21 protein-coding genes are annotated in these 17,379 nt (G+C 68.7%); 11 read left to right on the top strand and 10 right to left on the bottom strand.

The window, feature by feature from the left end:
- Positions 1 to 13: 13 nt before the first annotated feature.
- Positions 14 to 271: a metal-sensitive transcriptional regulator gene (locus AC6JAM_RS13110; RefSeq protein WP_018768793.1), complete on the bottom strand. Its 258-nt coding sequence runs from the start codon at positions 269 to 271 to the stop codon at positions 14 to 16.
- Positions 272 to 395: 124 nt separating this feature from the next.
- On the opposite strand from AC6JAM_RS13110, the gene AC6JAM_RS13105 reads away from it, so the two are divergent.
- The 7 genes from AC6JAM_RS13105 (at position 396) to AC6JAM_RS13075 (ending at position 5,817) form a co-directional block, all read left to right on the top strand.
- Complete coding sequence (locus tag AC6JAM_RS13105; RefSeq protein WP_134164064.1) at positions 396 to 1,013, top strand: rhodanese-like domain-containing protein; 618 nt, start codon at positions 396 to 398, stop codon at positions 1,011 to 1,013.
- A complete protein-coding gene (locus tag AC6JAM_RS13100) occupies positions 1,010 to 1,768 on the top strand; it encodes a sulfite exporter TauE/SafE family protein (RefSeq protein ID WP_018768795.1) in 759 nt (252 codons plus the stop codon). The genes AC6JAM_RS13105 and AC6JAM_RS13100 overlap by 4 nt, the downstream gene beginning before the upstream one ends.
- A gap of 20 nt (positions 1,769 to 1,788) precedes the next feature.
- On the top strand, positions 1,789 to 2,130 hold the full coding sequence (locus AC6JAM_RS13095) for a rhodanese-like domain-containing protein (RefSeq protein WP_056392779.1): 342 nt from the start codon (positions 1,789 to 1,791) through the stop codon (positions 2,128 to 2,130).
- A 53-nt stretch (positions 2,131 to 2,183) separates the two neighbouring features.
- A complete protein-coding gene (locus AC6JAM_RS13090; protein ID WP_018768797.1) occupies positions 2,184 to 2,480 on the top strand; it encodes a rhodanese-like domain-containing protein in 297 nt (98 codons plus the stop codon).
- A 50-nt stretch (positions 2,481 to 2,530) separates the two neighbouring features.
- Complete coding sequence (gene trxA, locus AC6JAM_RS13085; RefSeq protein ID WP_134164065.1) at positions 2,531 to 2,893, top strand: thioredoxin; 363 nt, start codon at positions 2,531 to 2,533, stop codon at positions 2,891 to 2,893.
- Between the two features lie 105 nt (positions 2,894 to 2,998).
- Positions 2,999 to 4,399 (top strand): MBL fold metallo-hydrolase, encoded by a 1,401-nt coding sequence (locus AC6JAM_RS13080; RefSeq protein ID WP_497934856.1) that lies wholly within the window; start codon positions 2,999 to 3,001, stop codon positions 4,397 to 4,399.
- Between the two features lie 140 nt (positions 4,400 to 4,539).
- A complete protein-coding gene (locus AC6JAM_RS13075; RefSeq protein WP_495634764.1) occupies positions 4,540 to 5,817 on the top strand; it encodes an MFS transporter in 1,278 nt (425 codons plus the stop codon).
- A 12-nt stretch (positions 5,818 to 5,829) separates the two neighbouring features.
- Here the strand turns inward: AC6JAM_RS13075 and AC6JAM_RS13070 are convergent, their stop codons facing one another.
- Genes AC6JAM_RS13070 through AC6JAM_RS13030 form a run of 9 tightly spaced genes read right to left on the bottom strand, consistent with a single transcriptional unit; the run spans position 5,830 to position 14,797 of the window.
- Entirely contained in the window at positions 5,830 to 6,072 is a 243-nt protein-coding gene (locus tag AC6JAM_RS13070; RefSeq protein ID WP_056392768.1) for an acyl carrier protein, read from the bottom strand.
- Between the two features lie 28 nt (positions 6,073 to 6,100).
- Complete coding sequence (locus tag AC6JAM_RS13065; protein ID WP_497934855.1) at positions 6,101 to 7,486, bottom strand: dihydrolipoamide acetyltransferase family protein; 1,386 nt, start codon at positions 7,484 to 7,486, stop codon at positions 6,101 to 6,103.
- Positions 7,479 to 8,471 carry an alpha-ketoacid dehydrogenase subunit beta gene (locus AC6JAM_RS13060; RefSeq protein ID WP_018768804.1) on the bottom strand — a complete coding sequence of 331 codons (993 nt, stop codon included), beginning with the start codon at positions 8,469 to 8,471 and terminating at the stop codon, positions 7,479 to 7,481. Before AC6JAM_RS13060 ends, AC6JAM_RS13065 begins: the two co-directional genes overlap by 8 nt.
- On the bottom strand, positions 8,468 to 9,517 hold the full coding sequence (gene pdhA / locus AC6JAM_RS13055; protein ID WP_056392764.1) for a pyruvate dehydrogenase (acetyl-transferring) E1 component subunit alpha: 1,050 nt from the start codon (positions 9,515 to 9,517) through the stop codon (positions 8,468 to 8,470). The genes AC6JAM_RS13060 and pdhA overlap by 4 nt, the downstream gene beginning before the upstream one ends.
- The gene (acsA, locus tag AC6JAM_RS13050) at positions 9,514 to 11,349 is read right to left on the bottom strand and encodes an acetate--CoA ligase (protein ID WP_497935959.1); all 1,836 of its coding nucleotides are present in this window, start codon (positions 11,347 to 11,349) and stop codon (positions 9,514 to 9,516) included. Before acsA ends, pdhA begins: the two co-directional genes overlap by 4 nt.
- Before the next feature lie 52 nt (positions 11,350 to 11,401).
- The gene (locus tag AC6JAM_RS13045; protein ID WP_497934854.1) at positions 11,402 to 12,736 is read right to left on the bottom strand and encodes an erythromycin esterase family protein; all 1,335 of its coding nucleotides are present in this window, start codon (positions 12,734 to 12,736) and stop codon (positions 11,402 to 11,404) included.
- Entirely contained in the window at positions 12,733 to 14,073 is a 1,341-nt protein-coding gene (locus tag AC6JAM_RS13040) for a phosphoribosyltransferase (protein ID WP_018768808.1), read from the bottom strand. Before AC6JAM_RS13040 ends, AC6JAM_RS13045 begins: the two co-directional genes overlap by 4 nt.
- Before the next feature lie 5 nt (positions 14,074 to 14,078).
- Positions 14,079 to 14,426, bottom strand: a complete 348-nt coding sequence (locus tag AC6JAM_RS13035) for a CU044_2847 family protein (RefSeq protein WP_018768809.1) — start codon at positions 14,424 to 14,426, stop codon at positions 14,079 to 14,081.
- Positions 14,427 to 14,440: 14 nt separating this feature from the next.
- Complete coding sequence (locus tag AC6JAM_RS13030) at positions 14,441 to 14,797, bottom strand: SPW repeat domain-containing protein (RefSeq protein ID WP_144601347.1); 357 nt, start codon at positions 14,795 to 14,797, stop codon at positions 14,441 to 14,443.
- Positions 14,798 to 14,994: 197 nt separating this feature from the next.
- Between AC6JAM_RS13030 and AC6JAM_RS13025 the strand changes: the two genes are divergently transcribed.
- From AC6JAM_RS13025 to AC6JAM_RS13010, 4 genes are read left to right on the top strand one after another with little or no spacing between them, the layout of a single operon-like run.
- A complete protein-coding gene (locus AC6JAM_RS13025) occupies positions 14,995 to 15,351 on the top strand; it encodes a PadR family transcriptional regulator (protein WP_223992555.1) in 357 nt (118 codons plus the stop codon).
- Positions 15,348 to 15,713, top strand: a complete 366-nt coding sequence (locus AC6JAM_RS13020; protein ID WP_497934853.1) for a DUF1048 domain-containing protein — start codon at positions 15,348 to 15,350, stop codon at positions 15,711 to 15,713. The genes AC6JAM_RS13025 and AC6JAM_RS13020 overlap by 4 nt, the downstream gene beginning before the upstream one ends.
- Positions 15,714 to 15,738: 25 nt before the next feature.
- Positions 15,739 to 16,554 (top strand): ABC transporter ATP-binding protein, encoded by an 816-nt coding sequence (locus AC6JAM_RS13015; RefSeq protein WP_018768813.1) that lies wholly within the window; start codon positions 15,739 to 15,741, stop codon positions 16,552 to 16,554.
- The gene (locus AC6JAM_RS13010) at positions 16,551 to 17,315 is read left to right on the top strand and encodes an ABC transporter permease (protein WP_495634770.1); all 765 of its coding nucleotides are present in this window, start codon (positions 16,551 to 16,553) and stop codon (positions 17,313 to 17,315) included. Before AC6JAM_RS13015 ends, AC6JAM_RS13010 begins: the two co-directional genes overlap by 4 nt.
- The last annotated feature ends 64 nt before the right edge of the window (positions 17,316 to 17,379 follow it).

Here is a 17,379-nt window from a genome sequence, read left to right as displayed (position 1 = left end):
TATTGCAGGCTGATTAGGCCAGGGAGAGGAAGAGCTTCTCCAGGTCCTTCCGGTCCATGGTCTGGTCCTTCTGCGTGATGCACTGCTCCAGCCCGGTGGCAATGATGGCGAAGCCGGCGCGGTCGAGGGCTTTGGACACGGCGGCCAGCTGGGTGACCACGTCCTTGCAGTCCCGGCCTTCTTCAAGCATCCGGGTGACGGCGGCGAGCTGTCCCTGGGCGCGCTTGAGGCGGTTGATCACGGGCGTGAGTTCGGTTGGGTTCAGTTCCATAAGAAGGGTCTCCATTGATGGGGTGCTCCCGTCAACTGTATACCCCTCCGGGTGTTTTGACTACCCCCGGGGGTATCTGTGATACTCGGTGGGGTATCCAGCCCATCCCCTCCGAGAGGCATCAATGACTTCCCCTTCAAAAGCAACCGCCGTTACAGCGCTTGCCCCCGAAACCCTCCGGTCCTGGTTCACGGAGCACCAGGACCTCGTGGTCATCGACGTGCGCTCCGCCGCCGAATTCGGGTCCATGCACATCCGCGGCTCCTACAACGTGCCGCTGCCGCTGCTCTCGGAGCACACCGATGAGCTCGCCGCCCGGCTGGGTTCACGCGTGGTCCTGGTGTGCCAGTCCGGCGTCCGCGCCGAGCAGGCACGGCAGCGGATGGCCACCGTCGGCCTCGACACCGCCTACGTCCTCACCGGCGGCGTTCCGGGCTTCGCCGCCGCGGGCGGCGACGTGGTCAAGGGCAAGGACCGCTGGGACCTGGAGCGCCAGGTCCGCCTGGCCGCCGGCTCCCTGGTGATGCTGGGCCTGGTGGGCGGCAAGTTCGTCTCCCCCAAGGTCCGCATGCTTGCCGGCGCCATCGGAACCGGCCTGACGTTCTCGGCCGCAACCAACACCTGCGCCATGGGCAAGGCCCTTTCGGCCATGCCGTGGAACAAGGCCGCCAAGGAGCCCACCCGCGAAAGCGCCATCCTCCAGCTTCCCGTTCCGGCAGCAGAAGAGGACGCCGCGGCATGATTCCGGCCCTGGGCCTGGGGCTTGTCGTCGGCATCGTCCTGGGCGTCGTGGGCGGCGGCGGCTCCATCATCGCCGTTCCGGCCCTGGTGTACGGCGTGGGCATGAGCCCCGCCCAGGCGATTCCGACGTCGCTGCTGGTGGTGGGCGTATCCTCGCTCACGGCCCTGCTCCCCAGGATCCGGGAGGGCCTGAACTGGCCCGTGATCGCCCTGGTCGGCGGCGCCGGGATTCCGGCGGCCTGGGCCGGCGCGGCCGTGGGCAAGCTGCTGGACCCGAACCTCCTGATGCTGGCGTTCGCCGGAATCATGGTGGCCGCAGGCATCCGGATGCTGATGAAACCCCGTGAAACCGAAGGGTCCTGCAGCACGGGGCCGCACCGGGCGTTCCGCTCCTGCGCCCCGAAGGCCGTAGGCGTTGGCCTGCTCGTCGGGTTCCTCACCGGGCTGCTCGGCGTGGGCGGCGGCTTCCTCATCACCCCGGCGCTGACCATCTTCCTGGGCCTGCGCATGAAGCAGGCCGTCGGAACGTCACTGGCAATCATCGTGGTCAACTCCGCTGCCGGCTTCAGCGCCCACGCCGCCGGCTACACCGTCGACTGGGCCACCACCCTGGCGTTCGCGGTCCCGGCAATCCTGGGATCCGTCGTCGCCGCGCGGCTGGCCCGCCGCCTGCATGACAAGCACATCCGCATCTCATTCGCGGTACTCATCTTCGCCGTCGCGGCATGGGTCACCGCCGGCACGGTCACCGCCTGACCCACCAAGAGGAGAACACCATGGGACTCATCGATTCCCTCAAAAAAGCCTTCAGCAAGCCCTACAAGACGGTATCCGTGGCGCAGGCCAAGGAACTCCTGGGCTCGGGGGCCACCCTGATCGACGTCAGGTCAGCCCAGGAATGGCGGACCGGCCGGGCGCCGCAGGCCAAGCACGTCCCCCTGGACCGGCTGCAGGCCAGCACCGCCGGGATCCAGAAGACCCGCCCCGTGATCGCCGTCTGCGCCTCCGGAGTACGGTCCGCCTCAGCAGCACGCCTCCTGGCCGCCAAGGGGTACGACGCCTACTCGGTACGCGGCGGCATGGCCGCATGGCGCCAAGCCGGCGAGCCCGTCCGCTAGGCAAGCAACACCACCCGGCAACCCAGCCGAAACCACTTCAAAGGAGAACCACCATGGCTGAAATCACCATCACCGAAACCGACCAGCGCCGCTCCACCGCCCGGATCCTTGACGTCCGCGAGGACTTCGAAGTCGCCGAAGGGATGATCCCCGGCGCATTGCACATCCCCATGGGCGAGCTGCAGGCCCGCTTGTCCGAACTGGACCCGGCCGTGCCCGTGATCGCCATTTGCCGCAGCGGCAACCGCAGTGCCGCCGTCGCTGAAGCCCTCAACGGCGTCGGCTACAAGGCGGACACCATGGCCGGCGGCATGACCGCGTGGACCCGCGCCGGACTCCCCACCACCTAGGCCCTGCCGCGAGGCAACAACCCCACCCGCCCGAAAGGACACGACAGACCATGGCAACCATCGACATCACCGAGCAATCCTTCGCCCAGACCCTGGAGGACAACAACATCGTCTTCGTAGACTTCTGGGCAGCATGGTGCGGCCCGTGCCGCATGTTCGCCCCCACCTACGGCGCCGCCGCCGAACGCCACCCGGACCTCACCTTCGCCAAGGTGGACACCGACGCCGAACAGGCCCTCGCCGCCGCAGCAAACATCACCTCCATCCCCACCCTGATGGCCTTCAAGGACAAGACCCTCGTCTTCTCCCAGCCTGGAGCACTCAACGCCACCGGCCTCGAGGAAGTCATCCAGGCCGTCAAGAACCTGGACATGGACAAACTCCGCGCCGAAGCCGGCCACCAGCACGCCTGAGCCACTGGCGGCCACATCAGTTCCCCTCGTTGCGTTATACCCCGGGGGGTATCTATACTTGATTCAGAACCCCTCCATCCCCTTTCACCCGAAGGAGAGCACCAGATGCTTATCGAACGCATATACGACGAAGACCTGGCCCAAGCCAGCTACCTGATCGGCTGCCAGGCCAAGGGTGAAGCCATCGTGGTGGACGGCCGCCGCGACATCGCCGTCTACCAGGACCTCGCCGCGAAAAACGGCATGAAGATCGTGGCCGTCACCGAGACCCACATCCACGCCGACTACCTCTCCGGCACCCGCGAACTTGCCGCTGCCACCGGCGCCAGGATCTACGTCTCCGGCGAGGGCGGCCCGGACTGGCAGTACGAATTCGACGGCGAGCGGCTGTACGACGGCGACACCATCACCCTGGGCAACATCACCATCAAGGCGGTCCACACCCCGGGCCACACCCCGGAGCACCTGTCCTTCCTGGTGACCGACGGCGCGTTCAGCAACCAGCCCGGCTACCTGCTCTCAGGCGACTTCGTGTTCTCCGGCGACCTGGGCCGGCCTGACCTGCTGGACGAAGCAGCCGGCGGCGTGGACACCCGCTTCGTGGGCGCCAGGCAGCTCTTCGCCAGCCTGCGCGACAAGTTCCTGACCCTGCCGGATTACGTCCAGGTCCACCCCGCGCACGGCGCGGGCAGCGCCTGCGGCAAGGCCCTCGGCGCCATCCCGTCCTCCACCGTGGGCTACGAACGCCTCTACGCCTGGTGGGGCCCGTACCTCGCCGCCAATGACGAGCAGGGCTTCATCGATGAACTCCTGGACGGCCAGCCCGACGCCCACGCCTACTTCGGCCGCATGAAGCGCGAAAACCGCGTGGGGCCGGCCGTCATGGGCGAACGCGCTCCGCTGAAGGAACTGGACACCGCCGTCGTGGCCAAGGGCCTGGCGGAGGACACGCTGACCTTCATCGACACCCGTTCCAATGACGAAGTCCACCGCGGCACTGTGGCCCGTTCCCTGAACGTCCCGGCCGGGAAGTCCGTGGCCAGCTACGGCGCCTGGGTGGTCAACCCGGAAACGGACAAGAACCCGCTGGTGCTCCTTGCCAAGGACCGGGACCAGGCCCAGGACATGCGGGACCATCTGGTCCGGGTGGGCATCGACAACGTGGCCGGCTACGTCACCGGCATGGACGGCCTGCCCACCTTCACTCCCAAGCTGATCCAGCCGGAGGAACTCGGGAAGTTCGACGCCGCGATGCTCCTGGACGTCCGCAACAAGACCGAGTACAAGGCCGGGCATGTCCCGGGCGCGTACCAGCTCAGCGGCGGCCGCCTCATGTGGCACCTGGATGAACTGCCGGCCGGCGGCACCATCGTGTCCTACTGCCAGTCGGGCGTCCGGAACTCCGTCGCCGTCAGCGCCCTGCGCCGGGCCGGGTACGACGTCGTCGAACTCGATGGCAGCTACGCCGCCTGGAACGCCTGGCAGAACAGCGTCCCCGCCGCCTAGCCACTCCACCCAAGACCACCCGGGCAGGACCCCCCTCCTGCCCGGGTTCAGGTCCGGGCGCGTCCTCGCGTGTCCGGACCCGGCCCGGGCGTGCCCCCGCACGCCCGGGCCACCTTACGTCCCCACGAACGGAGCACCCCATGCCGGGCAGGACCCTCCCCCGCGATGCCACCGGAACAGCCGGTGCCGTGCTGGGCCTGCGGCAGAACCTGGCGCAGTTCATGCTGCTGGTGGCTGTCAACGCGCTGGTGGGCGGCACCCTGGGCCAGGAACGCACCGTCCTGCCCCTGCTCGCATCCCGGACGTTCCATCTGGACCTGTACACGGGCGCGCTGACCTACATCCTGGCCTTCGGCCTGTCCAAGGCCGCGACGAACTACTTCGCCGGCACGCTCTCGGACAGGTACGGCCGGAAACCCGTCCTCGTGGCGGGCTGGCTGGTGGCAGTGCCCGTACCGCTGATGCTCATCTTCGCCCCATCGTGGGGCTGGATCGTGGCGGCCAACGTGCTGCTGGGCATCAGCCAGGGCCTCACCTGGTCCACGGCCGTGATCATGAAGATGGACCTCGTGGGCCCCAGGCAGCGTGGCCTGGCCATGGGCTTCAACGAGGCGGCGGGCTACCTGGGCGTCGCCGCCACCGCGCTGGCCACCGGCTACCTGGCAACTGCCTACGGCCTCCGCCCGGCCCCGTTCCTGCTGGGTGCCGCGTTCATTGCCCTGGGACTGGGCCTGACTGTCCTGGCCGTCCGGGAGACCCACCACCATGCCATGGCTGAGGCCTCACAACACGTCGGCGTCCACAGCAACGCCCATGCCGGCCTCTCCACGGGCCAGGTGTTTACCCTCACCAGCTTCAGGGACCGATCCCTTTCGGCAGCCAGCCAGGCCGGCCTGGTCAACAACCTCAACGACGGCCTGGCCTGGGGCCTCTTCCCCGTCCTGTTCGCCGGCGCAGGCCTGGACCTCGGCCAGATCGGCATCCTGGCGGCCGCGTACCCCGCCGCCTGGGGTGCCGCCCAGCTGGCCACCGGCGCCGCGTCGGACCGGTGGGGACGGAAATGGTTCATCGCGGCCGGCATGCTGGTGCAGGCCGTGGCACTGGGAGTGGTCGCATCAGCGCACAGCTTCGGGCCGTGGCTCGCCGCCGCCGTCGTGCTGGGCCTCGGTACCGCCATGGTCTACCCCACCCTGCTGGCCGCCATCGGAGACGTGGCCCACCCGGCCTGGCGGGCCCGCTCCGTGGGGGTCTACCGGCTGTGGCGCGACGGCGGATTCGCCGTCGGTGCCCTCCTCTCGGGAGTCCTCGCCGACTTCTACGGCATCCCCGCCGCGATCGCCGCCGTCGCGGTCCTTACCGCAGCCTCCGGCGCCGTGGTTGCCGTCCGGATGCGTGGCAGCGACCACGCTGCGGGATGACAAACCCCAGCTTCATCCGTGCCCTGCCAGATACGTGACCAGGCCGTCCACGGTGGCCACCGCAGGGTAGTCGGCCTCCGGGATGTCCACTCCCGTGCCCTCCGCGATGACCTCCACCAGGCGGAGGAAATCCAGCGAGTCCAGTTCCAGGTCCTGGCGCAGCCTGGCGCTGCCCTCCAGGTCCTCGGGACCCACGTCGGGCGCCACTTTGCCGATGGCGGCCTCCACCGCCTGGCGCGCATCCTGTTCGTTCATGGCTCCTCCTCCGTCCGGCTCCCGCTGCTCACAACTTTTCCGGCGCCTGCAGCAGTTCGTCGATGCGGGCCAGGAAACGCCCGCCGCGCAGCCCGTCACTGACCCGGTGGTCCGCGGACAGGGTGGCGATGGCGGCGTGCCGGATGCCGAGCATCCCGTTGTGCGCCCACGGCTGCTCCAGCACCTTGCCGAAGCCCACCATGGCCACCTGCGGCGGGTAGATCACCCCGTACACGCTTTCCACGCCGAGGTCCCCGAGGTTGGTCACTGTGATGGTGGGATCGGCCATCTCCGCGCGCTGCAGCCGCCCCGCCCTGGCCCGGCCGACCAGGTCCCGCAGCTGGTCCATCAGCTGGTCCAGGCTGAGGGTGTCCGCGTGGTGCACCGCCGGGGCCACGATCCCGCCGTGCCGCAGGGCAACGGCGACGCCCAGGTGGACGGCACTGCTGGGATGGAACGCGCCCTTGGTGAAGAACCCGTTCATGTCCGGTTCCTCCTTCGCCGCCAGCGCGGTGGCCTTCAGCAGCAGGGCCGACGGCACCAGCCGCGATGACACGGGCCGCTGCTGGTTCGCCGCCTGCATCCACGCCATCGCCGCCGCCAGGTCCAGGGTGGTGGACAGGTAGTAGTGCGGAATTTCCTTCTTGGAGCGGGACATCAGCGCGCCGATGGCCTGCCGCAGGGTTTCCGCCTTGCCGCCGGCCGCCGTCGTCCGGTTCCGCCCGGGCTGCTCCTCCTCCGGGGTTCCGCGCGGCGCTTCGACGGTTGGGGCTTCCACCGGTTGGGCTTCCGACGGCGGTGCTGCCGCGGGCTTTTCCGCGCCGGCTTCCTTAGCTGGCCGCCCCCGGGGCGGAACGGCGGCGAGCACGTCCTCCTCGGTGACGGCACCGCCCGGGCCCGTCCCCGTGACCGCGGACAGCTGGACGCCGAGTTCGGCGGCCAGCCGCCGGGCCAGCGGCGACGACCGGATGCGGTGCGCTTCGGGTGCTGTTGCCGGCTCCGGCGCCCTGGTGCCGGACGCCGCTGCCGCGCGTTCGACGTCGGCCCTGGTCACCTCGCCGTCCGTGCCGCTGCCGCTGATGCGTCCGACGTCGACCCCCAGCGTGTGCGCAAGGTGCCGGACCGGAGGTGCTGCCTTTGCCTCGCGGTCCGCGGGCGGGGCTGGCGGGAGTTCGGCGGGCGTGGCGGTGATCCGGGCGATGGGGGTGCCCACGTCCACGGTGTCGCCGATGTCCACCAGGAACTCGGCCAGCACGCCTTCCTGGAACGACTCGATGTCCATCACGGTCTTGTCGGTGTCCACGGCCGCCACCAGGTCACCCTTGTGGATGTAGTCCCCGGGCTTGACCAGCCATTCCACCACCTTGCCGTGTTCCATGTCCGCGCCCAGTGACGGCATCCGGAACTCAGCCACCGGCGCCCACGGCCCTTCGCGCGGCGGCCATGACCCGCTCCACGGACGGCAGCGCGGCCTGCTCCAGGTGCTTGGCGTACGGGACAGGGACCTCCAGGCTGCACACCCGCTCCACCGGCGCGTCCAGGTCGAAGAAGGCCTGCTCGGCGATCCTGGCCGCGATCTCGGCCGAGATGCTGCCGCTGCGCCAACCTTCGTCCACCACCACGGCGCGGTGCGTCTTTTCCACGCTGGCGAGGACGGTGTGCATGTCCAGCGGGCGGAGGGAGCGGAGGTCGATAACGTCGGCGTCGATCCCTTCCCCGGCCAGCTGACCGGCCGCGTCCAGCACCATGGGCAAGGTGCCGCCGTAGGTGATGAGCGTCAGGCCCTGCCCGCCTCCGTTCCCTTGCCGCAGGACCGCCGCCTTGTCGATGTCCACGGCGCCGGCATCGTCGTCGAGCTCGCCGGCCATGTTGTACAGGGAACCGTGCTCGAAGATCAGCACCGGGTCCGGGTCCTGCAGCGCGGTCCAGAGCATACCGCGGGCGTCGGCCAGGGTGGCCGGGGCAAGGATGCGCAGCCCCGGAATGTGGGCGTACCAGCCCTCCAGGCTGTGCGAGTGCTGGGCCCCGAGCTGACGGCCGGCGCCGGTGGTCATCCGGATGACGATGGGCACGTTGAACTGGCCGCCGGACATGTGCAGCAGGGTGGCCGCGTTGTTGATGATCTGGTCCAGCGCCAGCAGGCTGAAGTTGACGGTCATGATCTCGACGACGGGCCGCATCCCGCCCAGCGCAGACCCGATCCCTGCCCCCACGAAGCCGGACTCGGACAGCGGGGTATCGCGGATCCGCTCCGGCCCGAATTCCTCAAGCAGCCCCAGGCTCACGGCGAAACTGCCGCCGTACCGGCCCACGTCCTCGCCCATCAGGAACACCCGTTCGTCCCGCTGCATGGCCTCGCGCAGCGCGGCACGCATGGCCTCCCGGTAGGTGGTTTTCATCCTTCCGCCCTGCCTTTCCCGGCCCCGTCGCCGGCACTGACATCGCCACTGTCACTCTCCGCCCGGTCGCTGTACACGAACCGCGCCAGTTCGGACACCGGTTCCGGCGTCCCGTTCTCGGCGAACCCGACGGCGGTGCTGATCTCCGCGTCCACGTCCGCCGTAAGTGCGGCCCAGTCCTTCTCCGGCAGCCGTCCCGCCGCCCGCATGGCACCCTGCAGCAGGCTGATGGGGTCCCGTTCCATCCACTGCGCCACCTCGGCTTTCTCCCGGTACAGCTCCGGATCGAACATGGAGTGGGCGCGGAAGCGGTACGTGCGCAGTTCCAGGAAGTGCGGGCCGCCGCCGGACCGGACGGCGTCCACGGCACGCCTGGCTGCTTCCTCGACCGCGAGCACGTCCATGCCGTCCACGGCCCAGGCGGGGATTTCATACCCGGCGGCCTTGAGCGCGATGTCCGTCTGGGACTCGGAACGGCCCAGCGCGGTTCCCATGGCGTAAAGGTTGTTTTCGCAGCAGAACAGCACCGGCAGCTGCCACAGCGCTGCCAGGTTCATGCTTTCGTGGAACTCGCCTTCGGCCACCGCGCCTTCGCCGAAGAAGCAGACGGTGACCCGCTGGCGCCCGGACATCCGGTCCGCGAGCGCCAGGCCGACGGCAAGCGGCAGGCCCCCTGCCACGATCGCGTTTCCGCCGTAGAAGCGGGTGGCGGCGTCGAACAGGTGCATGGATCCGCCGCGCCCGCGGCAGCATCCCTCGGCGTGGCCGTACATTTCGGCCAGGATGGCTCCGGCGGAGACGCCCCGCAGGAGGGCGTGCCCGTGTTCCCGGTAGGTGGCCACCACGGCATCCTCGGGTGCCAGGGTTTCCATCACCCCGGCCGCCACGGCTTCCTCGCCGATGTAGACGTGCAGGAAGCCGCGGATTTTGGCGGCGCTGTACAGCTCGATGCATTTTTCCTCGAGCCGGCGCACCCGCAGCATCTGCCGCAGCAGGTGGAGGGCATGCTCCGCGTCCGGGACGGCCTGGTTCTTGAGGGTACTCACGGCTGGTCCTTCAGTGTCACGGCCGGTCCTGCCGGTGATTCCAGTGTTGAGGTGTCGCCTTCGGGCAGCCCCAGTTCGCGGGATTTGAGGAGCCGCCGCAGGATCTTGCCGCTGCGGGTCTTGGGCAGGGTGGCGGTGAAGTCGAGCAGCCGGGGTGCCACGGCGGCGCCCAGCCGTTTCCGCGCGAACCCGATGATGTCCAGCTGCAGCTCCTCCGTGGGCTCGTTGCCAGGCTTGAGCTCCACGAAGGCCTTGACCACTTCGCCGGCCACGGGGTCCGGCACGCCGATCACGCCCGCTTCGGCGACGGCCGGGTGCTCCATCAGGCAGCTTTCCACTTCGAAGGGCCCGATCAGGTGGCCGGAGGACTTGATCACGTCGTCGCCGCGGCCCACGAACCAGAAGTAGCCATCGCCGTCGCGCTTTGCCAGGTCCCCGGTGAGGTACCAGCCGCCCGCGAAGCACCGCCGGTACCGTTCCTCCTCGTTGAGGTAGCCGCGGAACATGGACGGCCAGCCGGGCCGCAGCGCCAGCTCCCCCATGGCGTCCGGCTCGGTAACCAGGACCGCCTGGCCGTCCCGGAGCACGGGCTTGCCGTCGGCGTCCCGGGCCACCAGGGCGGCCTCGATGCCGGGCAGTGGCCGGCCCATGGAGCCCGGACGGATGTCCATGGCGGGGTAGTTGGCGATCATGATCCCGCCCGTTTCGGTCTGCCACCAGTTGTCGTGCACCGGCAGGCCCAGCACGTCCTGGCCCCACACCACTGCCTCCGGGTTCAGCGGCTCCCCCACGCTGGCGATGAAGCGCAGCGCGGAGAGGTCATGGCCGGCGGCTCGTTCCGCGCCTGCCTTCATGAGCATCCGCAGGGCCGTGGGGGCGGTGTACCAGACGGTGACGCGCTGCTCCGCGAGGATGCGGTACCAGCGGTCGGCGTCCAGCTCCTCCTCGTCCACGATGGCGGTGACCCCGTGCACCAGCGGCGCGATGATGCCGTAGGACGTGCCGGTCACCCAGCCGGGATCGGCGGTACACCAGTAGATGTCATCGGGGTGCAGGTCCAGCGCGTAGAGGCCGGTGGCATAGTGGGCCGCGACGGCGCCATGGACATGGATGGCGCCCTTGGGCGTGCCCGTGGTGCCGCTGGTGAAGTGCAGCAGGGCCATGTCCTCCGGCTGGGTGTCCGCGACCGCGTCGATTGGGTCAGCCCCAGCCAGGAGCCGGGCCAGGTCCAGGGTTCCCGGTTCGGGGCTGCCGTCCGCGTCCACCAGCAGGACGTGGCGGAGTTCGGGAAGGGTGTCCCGGAGCGGCGCAACCTTTTTGCGGTAGAGCGTTTTGGTGGTCACCAGTACCCGGCCGGCCCCCAGGTGCAGCCGCTGCCGGACAGGCTCGGGGCCAAAGGCGGAAAAGAGCGGGCAGAAGACGCTGCCGTTCTTGAAGGTGCCCAGCACGGCCACGTACAGCCCGGGGCTGCGGCCCAGGAGCGAGAAGACCCGCTCGCCCCGCCCCACCCCAAGGCTTCGAAGTACGGCGGCGAACCTGTTGGTCTGGTCCGCAAGGTCGCCGTAGCTCAGGGACCGGGTGCCGCCGTCGGCCTGCACAAAGCGCAGGGCTTCCTTGCCGCCGCGGCCTTCCGCAACGTGGCGGTCAATGGCTTCGTAGGCAATGTTGAGGCCGCGGCCGCCGGGCAGCCCAGCCAGCGCCTGCCGTGCCTGGTCCCAGCTGAAGTCCCGCCGGGCGGCATCATAATCGGCCAAATTGGGCTGGACCGGGAAGGCTGCCACGTCCTTGGTGATGGCAGGCCAGCGCGTGGACCCCTCGGTTCCGGTGGCCATGGTGCTCCTCTGGTCCATCATGTTCCTTTGTTATGGGTGGAACCGCTGTGGGCTAGAACCCCGAGGGCTCGGTTTCGAGCTCCGGTTCGCCGGGCTGGTACTCGTGGTGCAGCGGCCGCAGGGCCTCGGTCCGCGGATGCCAGAACAGCGCGTCGTAACGGTCGCCCATCCGGGTGGGCACATAGTTGCCCCTCTCCCGGCGTGGGTTGTACACCACGCCGATGGCCCGGTGCCCGCGCCAGGACGTCAGCCACCGCCCGGCCCGTTCCGGCCCGAACACCAGCACCGACGGTTCGCCCAGCGCCTCGTGGAGGAGGTCCTCGTGGCTCCCGTGCACTGCGGCCGGAACATCCATGGTCCACTCCGGCGAACCCCAGGATTCGGCGGCCGTAACGGACCCGGAGTAGGACGCGAACCCGGCCAGCACCACCTGTCCCGGGTGGCGCTGGCGGACCAGCTGGCCGACGTTGACCATGCCGTCAAGCGCCATGTCCGTGGCCCGCGCGTCGCCGACGTGCGTGTTGTGCGCCCACACCAGCCCTTTGGATGCCGGCCCGTGGTGGGCGGCGATGCGTTCGATGGTGTCGCTCATGTGGTGGTCGCGGATGTTCCAGGACTGCTGGTCGCCGCGCACCATGGTCCGGTAATAGCGCTCGGCGTTGGTGGCCACGATGGCGTTCTGGATGGCGTCGAAGGCCGCCGGATCGTCCTGCATCCGGCCCAGCGTCCGCCGCCGGACTTCCGCCAGCAATGCCACCACGTCCGCTTCACAGGACTGCGGCACCAGCCGGTTGCTCATGGCATACCGCTGCGGGTCCTCCCGGAACGGGATAAAGCAGTGCCAGGCCTGCAGGGCGGACGGGAGGGCGTCGGCGGCGTTGGCCTCCAGCCAGGCGAAGATTTCCCGCAGCGAGTCCCACAGCGAATAGACGTCCAGGCCATAGAAGCCCGTCCGCTGGTGTTCGGGCAGGCGGAGGTTCCATTCGCGCAGCCAGGTGAGGAATTCGGCCACCTCGTGGTTGGCCCACATCCACGTGGGCCACCGTTCGAATCCGGCCAGCAGCCGGCGCGCGTCCATCTCCTGTCCGGATTCCCCCCGGACCCAGCGGTTGATGCGCCAGCAGTCCGGCCAGTCGCCTTCCACACCGATCCAGGTGAAGCCGTACTCTTCGATCAGCCGGCGGCTCAGCAGCGCCCGCCAGTGGTAATACTCCTGGGTGCCGTGGGATGCCTCGCCCAGGCACACGAAACGGGCCGGGGCGGCGAGGCGGACCAGCGGTTCGAGGTCGTCGGCGGTGGCCAGCGGGTGGGCGAGGCTGCGGATTTGGGCTTCTTCCGCCGCCCGTTCCCCGCCGTGTTCATCCCGGTTGCCCTGGGCCGCCGTCATTCCCTGGCCTCCGGCCGGGCGCGCCCCACCGGGGACGGCAGGAGGTACTGCCGGAACCAGTCCGCGGCCAGGGTGGCCGCCATGGCCAGGGTGCCCGGTTCCTCGAACAGGTGGGTGGCCCCGGGAACGATCTCCAGCCGCGTGGGGGCATGCATCTGGGCCATGGCCTGGCGGTTGAGGGCCAGCACCTGGGTGTCCGCCCCGCCCACGATCAGCAGGGTGGGGGCCTTCACGGCGGGAAGCCGCGGCCCGGCAAGGTCCGGCCGGCCGCCCCTGGAGACGACGGCCTCAACCTGGGCGCCGGGCTCGGCTGCAGCCCACAGAGCGGCGCCGGCCCCGGTGCTTGCGCCGAAGTAGCCGATCCGGCCGGCGGATCCGTCGTGGCGCGCTTCCAGCCAATGGGTGGCGGAGGAGAGGCGCTGGGCCAGCAGGGCGATATCGAACACGTTGGCCCGGTTGACTTCCTCCTGGGGTGTGAGCAGGTCAAGGAGCAGGGTGCCAAGGCCGGCCCCATGCAGGACGGAGGCCACGAAGCGGTTGCGCGGGCTGTGCCGGCTGCTGCCGCTGCCGTGGGCAAAGAGGACCGTGCCGTCACACCTGGCGGGCAGGTAGAGGCTGCCCCGCAGTGTCACCGTTCCCGCCGGAATCTCAACATTCTCTTCCAGGCTCCCGTCTTCCCCTTCCTCGGCGCGGTGGCGGGGCGGGGACGCGGCGGCGTCGAGCAGCTGCACCACCTCGCCATCCTCCGTGGGCGAGAAGTCGTGGTAGTAGTAGCCCACGGCCTGGAAGTTTTGGGGTGAAAGCAGGCAGACGACGTCGTCCGGTTCCTTGAGCTCCACGACGGCGCGGGCGGGGGCAACAGGAACGGCAAGGATGACTCTTGCCGCACCGAGTTGCCGGGCCACCTGGCAGGCCGCCCTGGCGGTGGAGCCGGTGGCGATGCCGTCATCCACGATGATGGCCGTGCGGCCGGTGAGGTCGATGCGCCGGCGCCCCTGGCGGAACCGCGCCACCCTGCTTTCCAGCAGGGCGCGTTCATGCCGTTCAACCTGCTGCAGGTCCTCCTGGGTCACCCGGGCCATGGAAATGGTGCGCGGATCCAGGACCCGGACATTTCCCTCCCCGATGGCTCCCATGGCCACCTCGGGCTGGAACGGAACCCCCAGTTTCCGCACCACGATCACATCCAGCGGCGCGTCCAGGGCCTTGGCTACCTCGAACGCCACCGGGACGCCGCCCCGGGGCAGTCCCAGCACCACAACGTCCTTTCCGCGCAGGGGGGCGAGCCGTTTACCCAGCCGCCGCCCGGCGTCGGACCTGTCATGAAACGCAACCATAGCCATCACCCGTTATGCGTGATTTCTTCCCCGGGCAGGGCTCCAGCCGCCGGGCTCCAGGACATTCGAAGGACAAAATGGGCGTCGGAACTGCTCTTTGCAATCACCGCCCCTGCGTCCCCCGCGAGCTTCACCCCGAACTCGATCTCTATTTGTTCGGGGGTGAGTTCCGCCATGGCCTCCAGTGCTGCGCGGGCGGCCGGGCGGACGCTGGCAAGAGCGTCTTCCAGCCGCCTGCCTGTGTCCAGGATCCCCTGTTCATTGCGGGCAGGATGGTCCACGCCGTAGCTGTCGTCCGCAGTCTCAACCAGCACTGTTCCGGAGCCCACTTCGTAACGCAGCACTTCAGTCATGGCGGATGCCTCCGCTAATGCGAGATGCGGAGATTGTGATGGGCTTCCGTGCTGGGCTTAATGGCCACCGCGGTGACCACCAGCGCTACTGCCCCGGCGATCCACGATGTCCATGCAGCGCCCGTCGCGCCCGTGTAGGACCCCACCCACGGCGAGAGGACCAGCGCAGCGGCCAGCACGGCCTGTGCCCATTCCATCGCCGGCATTCCCGGCATGGCCAGGTTGATGACGCCGCTGACCACCAGGAGCCCGCCGAAGAGGAGCATGAGCGTGGTGGACATGCTTTGCTGCCGCGTCCACAGGACCGCAATAGCGGTGAAGAGACCGGCGGCGACTGTTACGTAGTCCTGCCACCGATACCACTTTTTCACTGAACTTTCCTTTCTGTTGCGGGCGGCACGCCCTGTGCGTGTCCGCCCCGCAGGCCCCAGCTTCCCGCGGTTTAAGTCAACGCCCGGCAACAGCGGGGTGCTAGGGCAGAAAGACCTACGAGGCCCTTGCGCTCCTGGTACTCAGTGATACTATCTACTGGTAGTCAGCACCACTAAGTAGTAATGAGGAGCCCCCAATGGGCAAGCAAATGACCGAGATGCTCAAGGGCACCCTGGAGGGCATCGTACTTGCCATCCTCGCCGCGCAGCCCGCCTACGGGTACGAAATAACGGCCCGGCTGCGGGAGGAGGGCTTCGCCGACATTGTCGAGGGCACGGTGTACGCGCTGCTGGTCCGCTTAGAACAGCGCGGCCTCGTGGACGTCGCAAAGGTCCCATCCGAAAAGGGGCCACCCCGCAAGGTCTACACACTGAACACGGCAGGCAGCGCCTACCTGGACGAGTTCTGGAGCACCTGGAGCTTCATCGCCGAACGGATAGAGCACCTTCACCACAACAAGAACCAGCCACAGGAAAAAGGAGAACAACCATGACGCAGGGATGGATCGAGAAAGTCACCGGCCCGTTCGACGACAAGAAGCGCTGGCGCCAGTACAAGGCGCGCAAAGAGCAGCTGCCCGGCAGCTACCGCACCACCATTGACGCCCTTGAGCGCTATTTCACCTATGCCGGGGCCATCGTCAAGGGCGACGTCCTCATGCAAATGCTCGAAGACCTGGCGGACCTGATGGAAGGGGCCGCCGCTGACGGTACGGCCATTCGGGACATCGTGGGGGACGATCCGGTGGAGTTCGCCGAAACCTTCATCAGCAACTACTCCGACGGCCAGTGGATCAACAAGGAGCGGCAGCGCCTGACGGACTCCATCAACCGGGCCGCCGCCGACGGCGCCTGACCACCGCCAAGGGAAAGGACCGGCCATGACCCATGACCAGGCCCCGGCACCCGCCATCCGGGTACAGGGCATCGAAAAGTCGTTCAAGGGCCTGCGCGTTCTCCGGGGCGTCCACTTCGACGTGCCGCCGGGAAGCATTTTCGCGCTCCTGGGCTCCAACGGCGCCGGAAAGACCACGCTGGTGCGCATCCTGTCCACGCTGCTGCGGGCGGATGCGGGCACCGCCATGGTGAACGGGTACGACGCCGGCGCGGAGCCGGAGGGCGTGCGCGGCTCCATCAGCCTCACAGGCCAGTTCGCCGCGGTGGACGACGTGCTGACCGGGCGGGAAAACCTGGTGCTGATGGCCAGGCTGCGGCACCTGCGGAGCCCTGGGGAGATTGCCGGCCAGCTCCTTGCCAGGTTTTCCCTCACCGAGGCCGGGAACCGCAGGGTGTCCACCTACTCCGGCGGGATGCGCCGGAGACTGGACATCGCCATGAGCCTGGTTGGCAGCCCGCCGGTCATCATCCTGGACGAGCCCACCACCGGCCTGGACCCGCAGGCCCGCCTTGACGTCTGGCAGACCGTGCGCCAACTTGCTGCCCGCGGAACCACGGTGCTGCTCACCACGCAGTACCTCGAGGAGGCCGAACACCTGGCCGACCGGATAGCCATCCTGCACCAGGGCACCATCATCAGGAACGGAACCCTGGCCGAACTCAAGCGGCTGCTTCCGGCCGCCACGGTGGAATACGTCGAGAAGCAGCCCTCGTTGGAGGACGTCTTCCTCGCCCTCGTCGGGGACCCGGCCAAGGACGGCTCCGAAAGCACCACCGGCGCACGAAAGGAAATGCCATGACCACCCATGTCCTTAGCGACACACGGGTCCTGGCCGGACGCTCGCTCCGCCATATCCTGCGCAGCCCGGACACCATCATCACCACCGCCGTCACACCGGTGGCCATGATGCTGTTGTTCGTCTACGTGTTCGGCGGTGCGATCAACACCGGCGCCGGCGGCCCGTACGTCAACTACCTGCTCCCCGGGATCCTGCTCATCACCATCTCGTCCGGCGTCGCCTACACCGCCTACCGGTTGTTCCTGGACCTGCAGGGCGGCATATTCGAACGGTTCACCTCCATGCCGGTAGCCAGGGGCAGCGTCCTGTGGGCCCACGTGCTCACGTCACTGGCCGCCAACTTCGGGGCACTGGCCGCCGTGGTGGGCGTTGCCCTGCTGATGGGATTCCGCAGCGGAGCCTCCGTGGCCGCCTGGCTCGCCGTCGTCGGAATCCTCGCCCTCTTCACGCTGGCACTGACCTGGATCGCCGTGATCGCCGGGCTGCTGGCGAAAACCGTGGACGGGGCCAGCGGTTTCAGCTACCCGCTGATTTTCCTGCCGTTCATCAGCTCCGCTTTTGTTCCCACCGGTTCCATGCCCGGCCCGGTGGCCTGGTTCGCCGAGAACCAGCCGGTGACGTCCATCGTCGATGCCATCCGTGCCCTGCTGGCGCAGGAAGCCGTGGGCAGCGGCATTTGGACGGCCCTGGCCTGGCTGGCGGGACTTCTCGTGGCAGCCAGCGCAGTCGCCGCCGCCGTGTACCGCCGAAAGTTCACCTGAACCCGGCACCGGCGGCAACCCGGAACCTGATTCACTGCCAACTCACAGCGATTGCCCCTGCACA

This window comes from Arthrobacter sp. GmRoot5-12 (genome assembly GCF_059739365.1).
This window is presented reverse-complemented; position numbering and strand designations above follow the sequence as displayed.

What these genes read in the sequence shown, in the direction of transcription:
- AC6JAM_RS13110 (WP_018768793.1), bottom strand. Translation starts at nt 271, where the DNA reads ATGGAACTGAACCCAACCGAACTCACGCCCGTGATCAACCGCCTCAAG.
- AC6JAM_RS13105 (WP_134164064.1), top strand. Translation starts at nt 396, where the DNA reads ATGACTTCCCCTTCAAAAGCAACCGCCGTTACAGCGCTTGCCCCCGAA.
- AC6JAM_RS13100 (WP_018768795.1), top strand. Translation starts at nt 1,010, where the DNA reads ATGATTCCGGCCCTGGGCCTGGGGCTTGTCGTCGGCATCGTCCTGGGC.
- AC6JAM_RS13095 (WP_056392779.1), top strand. Translation starts at nt 1,789, where the DNA reads ATGGGACTCATCGATTCCCTCAAAAAAGCCTTCAGCAAGCCCTACAAG.
- AC6JAM_RS13090 (WP_018768797.1), top strand. Translation starts at nt 2,184, where the DNA reads ATGGCTGAAATCACCATCACCGAAACCGACCAGCGCCGCTCCACCGCC.
- trxA (WP_134164065.1), top strand. Translation starts at nt 2,531, where the DNA reads ATGGCAACCATCGACATCACCGAGCAATCCTTCGCCCAGACCCTGGAG.
- AC6JAM_RS13080 (WP_497934856.1), top strand. Translation starts at nt 2,999, where the DNA reads ATGCTTATCGAACGCATATACGACGAAGACCTGGCCCAAGCCAGCTAC.
- AC6JAM_RS13075 (WP_495634764.1), top strand. Translation starts at nt 4,540, where the DNA reads ATGCCGGGCAGGACCCTCCCCCGCGATGCCACCGGAACAGCCGGTGCC.
- AC6JAM_RS13070 (WP_056392768.1), bottom strand. Translation starts at nt 6,072, where the DNA reads ATGAACGAACAGGATGCGCGCCAGGCGGTGGAGGCCGCCATCGGCAAA.
- AC6JAM_RS13060 (WP_018768804.1), bottom strand. Translation starts at nt 8,471, where the DNA reads ATGAAAACCACCTACCGGGAGGCCATGCGTGCCGCGCTGCGCGAGGCC.
- acsA (WP_497935959.1), bottom strand. Translation starts at nt 11,349, where the DNA reads ATGGCCACCGGAACCGAGGGGTCCACGCGCTGGCCTGCCATCACCAAG.
- AC6JAM_RS13045 (WP_497934854.1), bottom strand. Translation starts at nt 12,736, where the DNA reads ATGACGGCGGCCCAGGGCAACCGGGATGAACACGGCGGGGAACGGGCG.
- AC6JAM_RS13040 (WP_018768808.1), bottom strand. Translation starts at nt 14,073, where the DNA reads ATGGTTGCGTTTCATGACAGGTCCGACGCCGGGCGGCGGCTGGGTAAA.
- AC6JAM_RS13035 (WP_018768809.1), bottom strand. Translation starts at nt 14,426, where the DNA reads ATGACTGAAGTGCTGCGTTACGAAGTGGGCTCCGGAACAGTGCTGGTT.
- AC6JAM_RS13025 (WP_223992555.1), top strand. Translation starts at nt 14,995, where the DNA reads ATGGGCAAGCAAATGACCGAGATGCTCAAGGGCACCCTGGAGGGCATC.
- AC6JAM_RS13020 (WP_497934853.1), top strand. Translation starts at nt 15,348, where the DNA reads ATGACGCAGGGATGGATCGAGAAAGTCACCGGCCCGTTCGACGACAAG.
- AC6JAM_RS13015 (WP_018768813.1), top strand. Translation starts at nt 15,739, where the DNA reads ATGACCCATGACCAGGCCCCGGCACCCGCCATCCGGGTACAGGGCATC.
- AC6JAM_RS13010 (WP_495634770.1), top strand. Translation starts at nt 16,551, where the DNA reads ATGACCACCCATGTCCTTAGCGACACACGGGTCCTGGCCGGACGCTCG.